This window comes from Stenotrophomonas sp. STEN087, assembly GCF_056759115.1.
Genome location: NZ_JBRRCR010000045.1, coordinates 24,752 through 31,528, shown reverse-complemented (window position 1 = coordinate 31,528; position 6,777 = coordinate 24,752). Strand labels below are relative to the sequence as shown.

General features: G+C 67.7%; 8 protein-coding genes. 7 read left to right on the top strand and 1 reads right to left on the bottom strand.

Features of this window, described 5'->3' with window-relative positions; genetic code table 11:
- The first annotated feature begins 159 nt into the window (after positions 1-159).
- The gene (locus tag ACVOK1_RS12995; RefSeq protein ID WP_481562300.1) at positions 160-897 is read left to right on the top strand and encodes a pseudouridine synthase; all 738 of its coding nucleotides are present in this window, start codon (positions 160-162) and stop codon (positions 895-897) included.
- Between the two features lie 69 nt (positions 898-966).
- Here the strand turns inward: ACVOK1_RS12995 and ACVOK1_RS12990 are convergent, their stop codons facing one another.
- Positions 967-1,500, bottom strand: a complete 534-nt coding sequence (locus ACVOK1_RS12990; RefSeq protein WP_481562299.1) for a DUF2059 domain-containing protein — start codon at positions 1,498-1,500, stop codon at positions 967-969.
- A gap of 134 nt (positions 1,501-1,634) precedes the next feature.
- Here ACVOK1_RS12990 and arfB point away from each other — a divergent pair, with 134 nt between their 5' ends.
- The 6 genes from arfB (at position 1,635) to lepB (ending at position 6,746) form a co-directional block, all read left to right on the top strand.
- Entirely contained in the window at positions 1,635-2,066 is a 432-nt protein-coding gene (gene arfB / locus ACVOK1_RS12985; RefSeq protein ID WP_108767332.1) for an alternative ribosome rescue aminoacyl-tRNA hydrolase ArfB, read from the top strand.
- A 46-nt stretch (positions 2,067-2,112) separates the two neighbouring features.
- Positions 2,113-2,673, top strand: a complete 561-nt coding sequence (locus tag ACVOK1_RS12980; protein WP_234456194.1) for a lysophospholipid acyltransferase family protein — start codon at positions 2,113-2,115, stop codon at positions 2,671-2,673.
- 111 nt (positions 2,674-2,784) lie between these two features.
- Complete coding sequence (gene dcp, locus ACVOK1_RS12975) at positions 2,785-4,941, top strand: peptidyl-dipeptidase Dcp (RefSeq protein WP_481562298.1); 2,157 nt, start codon at positions 2,785-2,787, stop codon at positions 4,939-4,941.
- Positions 4,942-5,146: 205 nt separating this feature from the next.
- Positions 5,147-5,542 carry a hypothetical protein gene (locus tag ACVOK1_RS12970; protein WP_200753518.1) on the top strand — a complete coding sequence of 132 codons (396 nt, stop codon included), beginning with the start codon at positions 5,147-5,149 and terminating at the stop codon, positions 5,540-5,542.
- 3 nt (positions 5,543-5,545) lie between these two features.
- Positions 5,546-5,992, top strand: a complete 447-nt coding sequence (locus ACVOK1_RS12965) for a hypothetical protein (RefSeq protein ID WP_049467841.1) — start codon at positions 5,546-5,548, stop codon at positions 5,990-5,992.
- A 127-nt stretch (positions 5,993-6,119) separates the two neighbouring features.
- Entirely contained in the window at positions 6,120-6,746 is a 627-nt protein-coding gene (gene lepB, locus ACVOK1_RS12960; protein ID WP_481562297.1) for a signal peptidase I, read from the top strand.
- Positions 6,747-6,777: the final 31 nt, after the last annotated feature.

Genomic DNA, 6,777 nt, shown 5'->3' with positions numbered 1-6,777 from the left:
GTGTCCCCCCTCGGGGGCCGGGGGGGGCCGGGCGGTCGGGCGGGCGGTCCGACTGCGATAGCATGGTTGTGTTGCGGCGGGGGGGGGGCCGTCTTCGGAACCCCGGGCCCCCCGCGCCCGGCTCTACCGCATTCAGTGCGCAGCCGGGATAATCGCGCGGTGAGCACCGAACCTGACACCCTCGCCGCGGTCGAGATCGAAACCGCCCCCCTGCAGCTGCTGCACCTGGACGAGCGCCTGGCCGTGGTCAACAAGCCTGCCGGGCTGATGGTCCATGACAGCAAGCTGGCCCGTGGCGAAGACGATTTCCTCGCCGACCGCCTGCGCGAGCAGCTGGGCCGGCCGATCTTCCTGGTGCACCGACTGGACCGCGCCACCAGCGGCTGCCTGCTGCTGGCCTTCGACCGCGAGACCGCCAGCGTGCTGGGCAAGGCGCTGATGGGCGGCGAGGTGAGCAAGGATTACCTGGCCATATGCCGTGGCTGGCCGGCCGAGGAGGCCTGGCAGGTCGACCACGACCTGGACGGCGGCCCCGGCAAGCCGGTGAAGAAGGCCGCGGTGACCGACTTCCAGCGCCTGGCCACCGGCGAGCTGTCGGTGCCGGTGGGCGACTTCGCCAGTTCGCGCTATGCGCTGCTGCGCTGCCAGCCGCAGACCGGCCGCTTCCGGCAGATCCGCCGCCACCTCAAGCACCTCTCGCATCACCTGATCGGCGATACCAGCCACGGTGACGGGCGCCACAACCGCAATTTCCGCATGCAGGGCGTGCACCGCATGCTGCTGCACGCCGAACGCCTGCGTTTCCCGCACCCCGACGGCGGCACGGTGGACGTGCGCGCGCCGGTGGACGGTGAATTCCAGAAGGCCCTGGACCTGTTCGACTGGCAGGTGCCGTAACCGATCCGGGGTCGGATCCCTTTCCCGCAGGGAAAGGGCTCTGACCCCATCCATCCCGACGTCCCGGCGTTATTTCTTTTCCGGCTCGTCGAGGATCGCCTGCATGTCCTTCTCCAGGTCGGCCATCAGCGGCTTCATCTTTTCCTGGATGGCGATCATCACGTTCTGCATCAGCAGCGGGGTCTTGTCCAGCAGGCTCTGCCCGGCCGAGCTCTCGTAGAACTCAGCCATCGCCAGCACGTCTTCCTTGCTGAAGCTCTTCTTGTAGAGATCCACGTACATCGGCCGCAGCTGCTGCCAGGACAGCGCCTTGGTCAGGGTGGCGGTGGTGCGCTGCTGCATGCGCTGCAGCTGTTCGGTCTGCTGCGGGGTCAGCTGGCGCTGCCGGGCGATGTCTTCGAACTGCTGGCGCTGCATCGTCTCCAACTGCGGCAGCATGCCGTCCAGCAGGCTCTGTGCACGCGAGGCGGCCAGCAGGCGGTTGATGTCGGCATCGGTGGGCGCCGCGGCCAGGGCCGGCGCGCTGGCCGCTGCCAGTGCCAGTGCCAGCAGCAGCACGGTACGGCGCAGGCCGGTGGACAGGGCGGGAATGAAGCGGGTCATGCGAAGCTTCCTGCGGTACATGGGATGGCCAGCATACCCGCTGCACAGGCGAAGGCGACGTGTTCGGTGCCTGATCGGCGGCATACGGTGCGCGATGGCATCCACGGCAACGTGGCTGCCGCTACAATGCGCGGATGGGCAGTGGACCAGTCACCATCAGCGCGCAGCTTGAAATCCCCGACGGCGAGATCGTCGAGCGGTTCGTGCGTGCCAGTGGTGCCGGCGGGCAGAACGTCAACAAGGTTTCCACCGCGGTGGAACTGCGTTTCGACGTGGCCAACTCGCCCTCGTTGCCCGACCCGTTGCGTGAGCGCCTGCTGGCGCGCCGCGACCGGCGGATGACCGGCGAAGGCGTGCTGGTCATCGACGCGCAACGGTTCCGGACCCAGGATCGCAATCGCGAGGATGCGCGCGAGCGGCTGGCGGCCTTCATCCAGGCCGGGTTGAGCGTGCCCAAACCACGCAAGGCCACCAAGCCGACCCACGGGTCGAAACTGCGTCGTCTGGACGCCAAACGCGGGCGCGCGCAGATCAAGCGCGGTCGCTCATCACGTGACTGGGAGTGATTGCTTGAACAAGCCGAATTCATTGCTGCCGGCCGTGCCGCCGCAGATGCCGCAGGTCAAACCCAACGCCTTCCTGCGCTGGCTGGCACGCTGCACCCTGCGTGTGGGCGGCTGGAAGGTGGTCGGCACCCTGCCCAACGTTCCCAAAGTGGTCTTCATCATCGCCCCGCATTCGTCCAACTGGGACGGCCTGTGGGGCATGGCGGCCAAGATCGCGCTGGGCATGAAGGTGAAGGTGCTGGGCAAGGCCTCGCTGTTCTGGTGGCCGCTGGGCCCGCTGCTGCACAAGCTGGGCGTGATCCCGCTGGACCGCAGCGCGCCGCAGGGCACCGTCGGCCAGGCCGTGGACCTGCTGCGCAACAACGAGAAGATGTGGTTCGCCATCACCCCCGAAGGCACCCGCAAGGCCGTGAAGGACTGGAAGGCCGGCTTCCTGAAGATCGCCCGGATGGCCGACGTGCCGATCCTGGCCGCGTATTTCCACTACCCGGAAAAGACCATCGGCATCGGCCCGCTGTTCCAGCCGACCGGCGATGATGCCGCCGACATGGCCGCCATCCGTGAGTTCTACCGGCCCTGGATGGGCAAGACCCGCGGCACGGTCTGAGCCGGCCACGGCCGGCAACCGAGGCGCCACGTCCGGCACATGCCGGGCGAGCGCGACAGGAGTAGGGTGGAGGGCTGGTATCCCATACCGTCCGCCCAAGGAGCGTTTTACATGTCGCGTACCGTAGTCCTGGCCGCCGCCATCAGCCTGGCGCTGGCGGCCTGTTCCGGCAAGGAGTCCACCCCCGTGTCCGAAGCACAGAAAGCCCCGGCCCAGCAGCCGGCCGAAGCCTCCACCAACCCGCTGCTGAGCGCCAGCACGCTGCCGTTCCAGGCGCCGCAGTTCGACAAGATCAAGGACAGCGACTACACGCCGGCCTTTGAAGAAGGCATGCGCCAGCACCTGGCCGAAGTCCGCAAGATCGCCGACAACGCCGAGCCGGCCACCTTCGACAACACCATCGTGGCGATGGAGCGCAGCGGCGAGATCCTGAACCGCGTGTCGCGCATCTTCTTCGGCCTGGTCCAGGCCGATGGCACCGAAGCGCGCCAGAAGATCCAGGAAGACATCGCCCCGAAGCTGGCCGCGCACCAGGACGAGATCAACCTCGACCCGAAGCTGTTCGCCCGCGTGAAGTCGCTGTACGACCAGCGTGACACGCTGGAGCTGGACCCGGTGCAGAAGCGCCTGGTCGAGCACTACTACGACGGCCTGGTGCGCGCTGGCGCGCAGCTGTCCGACGCCGACAAGGCGAGCCTGCGCAAGCTCAACGTGGAAGAGACCACCCTCTCCACCCAGTTCCACACCCGCTTGGTGGCTGCCACCGCTGCGGCAGCCGTCGTCGTCGACGACAAGGGCAAGCTGGCCGGCCTGGACGAGAACGCGATCAACAACGCGGCCAACGCCGCCAAGGATCGCAAGCTGGATGGCAAGTTCGTGCTGCCGCTGCAGAACACCACTCAGCAGCCGGTGCTCGGTTCGCTGAGCGACCGTGACCAGCGCGCCGCCGTGCTGAAGGCATCGGAAACCCGTGCCGAGCGTGGCGACAAGAACGACACCCGCGAGACCGTGCAGCGCCTGGCCCAGCTGCGTGCGCAGAAGGCCAAGCTGCTGGGCTTCGAGACCTTCGCCGACTACCAGCTGGGCGACCAGATGGCCAAGACCCCGGCCGCGGCGCTGAAGCTGCTGACCGACACCGTGCCGGCCGCCACCGCCAAGGCCCGTGCCGAAGCCGGTGAGATCCAGAAGGTGATCGACGCCCAGAAGGGTGGCTTCCAGGTTGCCGCCTCGGATTGGGACTTCTACGCCGAGCAGGTCCGCAAGGCCAAGTACGACCTGGACGAATCGCAGGTCAAGCCGTACTTCGAACTGGACAACGTGCTGCAGAACGGCGTCTTCTACGCCGCCACCCAGCTGTACGGCATCACCTTCAAGCCGCGCACCGACATTCCGACCTACAACCCGGACATGAAGGTGTACGAAGTGTTCGACAAGGACGGCACCTCGCTGGCCCTGTTCTACACCGACTACTTCAAGCGTGACACCAAGTCCGGCGGTGCCTGGATGGACGTGTTCGTCGAGCAGGACGGCCTGACCGGTGCCAAGCCGGTGGTCTACAACGTCTGCAACTTCACCAAGCCGGCCGATGGTCAGCCTGCGCTGATCAGCTTCGACGACGTCACCACCATGTTCCATGAGTTCGGCCACGCCCTGCATGGCATGTTCTCGAACGTGAAGTACCCGTCGATCGCCGGCACCGCCACCTCGCGCGATTTCGTCGAGTTCCCGTCGCAGTTCAACGAGCACTGGGCGCTGGACCCGAAGGTCTTCGCCCACTACGCCAAGCACTACAAGACCGGCGAAGCGATGCCGCAGGAACTGGTCGACAAGATCCTCAAGGCACGCAGCTTCAACCAGGGCTATGCGACCACCGAGTACCTGTCGGCCGCACTGCTTGACCTGGCCTGGCACACGCAGAAGGCCGATGCCCCGCTGCAGGACGTGGGCGCCTTCGAAGCCAGCGCGCTGAAGAAGTTCAAGGTCGACCTGCCGCAGGTGCCGCCGCGTTACCGCACCACCTACTTCGACCACATCTGGGGCGGCGGCTACTCGGCCGGTTACTACGCCTACTTCTGGGCCGAAGTGCTGGACCATGACGCCTACCAGTGGTTCACCGAACACGGTGGCCTGACGGCGGCCAACGGCCAGGAGTTCCGCGACAAGATCCTCTCGCGCGGCAACAGCGTGGAACTGTCGACCCTGTACCGCGATTTCCGCGGCAAGGACCCGTCGGTGGAACCGCTGCTGAAGTTCCGCGGGCTGAAGTAAGAAATACAAAACGGCGGGGGCAACCCCGCCGTTTTTCGTTGCGATACCCGGGGTCGGATCCCGTTGCGCGCCGCGCAATGGGCTCCGACCCCGTTTGCGTTACGCACCTTTTACGCCCCACGCCCTCTCCCGGCATCGCACCTTTACGGCCTGCACGCGCATCGTGTGCCTACCGCGCCGCAGGGCGCTTTGTGCAAGGTGGTGTATGACCCTCCTGGTGATCCGGCACGCGCCGTCGTCGGCGCCGCGCCCGCAGCTTCCGCTGGAACTGTGCGGCCATCGCGTGCTGTGCAACGACTGCGCCAGCCTGTCCGATGTGCGCCACTGCCTGTGCCAGGCACAGGCCGACGACTGGGTGCTGCTGGACGTAGGCGTGGCCGACGACGCGCAGTGGCAGGCCGAGGGCGGTGCACTGCAGGCGGCGCTGGAGCGCATGCCTGCCTCGTACATCGAACTGCAGGCCCCGCACGCACCGGGCCTGGATGCACGCCTGCGCCTGCAGCACGGGCCGGCCGCGGTGGTGGTCGACCAGCGCAGCCAGCAGGCGGGTTACCCGTTGTCGCTGGCCATCGTCGGCCGTCGCCTCGCGCAGGAGGGCTGAGCCATGTCGATCTTCATCATCCGTGGCCCGGAAGCCGCCGGCACGCTGATCCGCACGGCGCTGCCGCTGCCGGCACCGGTGCTGAAATCGCTGGTGCACCGCGCGATCGACGCCGGCACCAGCGTGGCCATCCGCGCCTGCGGTTCGGAACAGGAACTGCTGGACGCGCTGCGCGTGGCCGACCACAGCCGCGGCGAAGTGACCCTGCTTGACCCCGGCGCCTGTGCCGGCAGCCTGCGCCTGCAACGCCTGTTGCCGTACCTGCACAACGCCTATGTGGAAGTGCACGACGATGGCGCGGTGGCCGAACCCTGCCTGCCGGCCGGTGTCGGCCAGCGCCTGGGCATCGCCGCCGGCTACGGCGCACAGAGCTACGTGCTGGCGCTGGACATCGCCCTGGACCACCTCGGCCTGGCCGAGCACGCCAACCGCGTGCACGTCGGCACCTGACGATCGCCGGGGTCGGATCCCTTTCCGCCCGCGGAAAGGGCTCTGACCCCACAGTCAGGGGGCGGCATCCGGGAACCTCCCGCGCCCACCGCAGGTCTCACCCAGCTTCCACCCACCGGAACCCGTCATGGACGCCGCCGCCCGCCCCCCGTTTGCCGAACGCGCGCTCACCTGGCTGAAGAAGGAAGCGCTGCCGCTGCTGGTCATGCTCGGCCTGCTCGCCGCGGCCCGCGACACCCTGGCCAACCACTACGTGGTGCCCAGCGGCTCGATGCAGCCGACCCTGCAGCCCGGCGACCGCGTGGTGGTGGACATGCGTGCCTATGGCCTGCGCCTGCCGTTCACCGGCCAGCAGCTGCTGGCCACCGGCACCCCGCAGCGCGGCGAGGTGGCCGTGTTCGATTCGCCGGCCGATGGCACCCGCTTGATCAAGCGCGTGGTGGCCGTGGCCGGTGACCACGTGCAGCTGCATGGCGGCCACCTGGCCATCAACGGCCAGCCGCTGCAGATCGCCGACCTGCGCGACACCGAAGCCTTCGGCGAGCGCCAGGCCGAGCTCGACCTCGACATGGGCGGCGGCCCCGACATCGCCGACCTGGTGGTGCCCGACGGCAAGCTGCTGGTGCTGGGCGACCACCGCGGCAACAGCTTCGACGGCCGTTTCTTCGGCTTCGTCGACGCCGGCAAGGTCTACGGCCGCGCCGTGGCCATCTACTACCGCCGCGGCCATGGCTTCGAGTGGAAGCACCTTTAAGCGGAATTGATACGTTCTACATATCGATCCT